Source organism: Oscillibacter sp. ER4 (genome assembly GCF_000765235.1).
Taxonomy (GTDB): domain Bacteria; phylum Bacillota; class Clostridia; order Oscillospirales; family Oscillospiraceae; genus Hominicoprocola; species Hominicoprocola fusiformis.
The window spans coordinates 1-942 of sequence record NZ_JPJG01000129.1; the positions used below are offsets into that span (position 1 = coordinate 1).

Annotated in this window: 2 protein-coding genes; one reads left to right on the top strand and one right to left on the bottom strand. The window is 50.7% G+C overall.

The annotated features are described in order from the left end of the window. Positions 1–202: 202 nt before the first annotated feature. On the bottom strand, positions 203–397 hold the full coding sequence (locus NI20_RS0113645; RefSeq protein WP_033121936.1) for a hypothetical protein: 195 nt from the start codon (positions 395–397) through the stop codon (positions 203–205). 137 nt (positions 398–534) lie between these two features. Between NI20_RS0113645 and NI20_RS0113650 the strand changes: the two genes are divergently transcribed. Beyond that, entirely contained in the window at positions 535–696 is a 162-nt protein-coding gene (locus tag NI20_RS0113650) for a helix-turn-helix transcriptional regulator (RefSeq protein ID WP_177610440.1), read from the top strand. Positions 697–942 lie beyond the last annotated feature (246 nt).

A 942-nucleotide genomic window follows, 5' to 3' on the forward strand; every position in this document is an offset into this window, starting at 1 on the left:
CGACCCCCGACATTGGCAGTTTGTAGCTTGAATGACTGCACGCGCTGCGCAATGTAAGTGCGGTGTACATGGCTTCGCCATGAATCCCTGCGTCTCGTGATAACTCTCACACGCGCCTTACTCCGTGAGGCGCGTGTGACGGTGGCACGGCGGCAGACTGCGTGCGGGCGGCATTGCTGCGCTCGCCGCGCTGGGGATTTTTTTAGTTTTCTGCTGAATCGGTACTGCCGATAGGCTCGTCGGGGATGATATCATGTGTGATGACTTGTTCTTCTGCGTCTAACAGGGCTTTTTTCAGGACTTCACGGGCAAGAATGCCCTTGCCCTCATCGTAAAGGTCGATGGCTTCGCTCATGGAGCGTACCATCAGGTGATAGAGACTTTTATAAGTTGTCATAGTGCATCCCTCCTTGATGGCATTCTACTGCATTGTGGAGATATACACAATACTTGTTTTTCACTTTGCTCCATATAATAGGCTCGTAAGAAGGTGGGGTGAGGACAATCATCAGTTACGAGCCTTTATGGAAAACGTTGCAGGAAAAAGGTATTTCGCAGTATTATCTGCTGCAAAATGGGCTTGACAATAAGACTTTGGATTCGCTGAAAAAGGGAAAGAACATCACACTGCTGACGCTGGAAAAGCTCTGCAAACTGATCGACTGCACCCCAAACGATATTATCGAATTTATCTGAAAGCTACCGGTGTGTTAGTCGGTAGCTTTTCATTTTCCCGCGGCGAGCGCAGCAATGCCGCCTTGGAGGGTACTGTCGAAACAGAATTATCCAAAGTAGGCGCACTTCTTGCCGGAAGTGCCAAGGGGTGGATAATCCAAAAAGGAGGGGCAAGGCCCCTCCCTTTTGGTCGTTAGGGGTGCAGGGGCGAGATCGAAACGCCCCTGCCGTTCTCTTGGGGGATCAAAAGGGGGTATTCTCTCACGT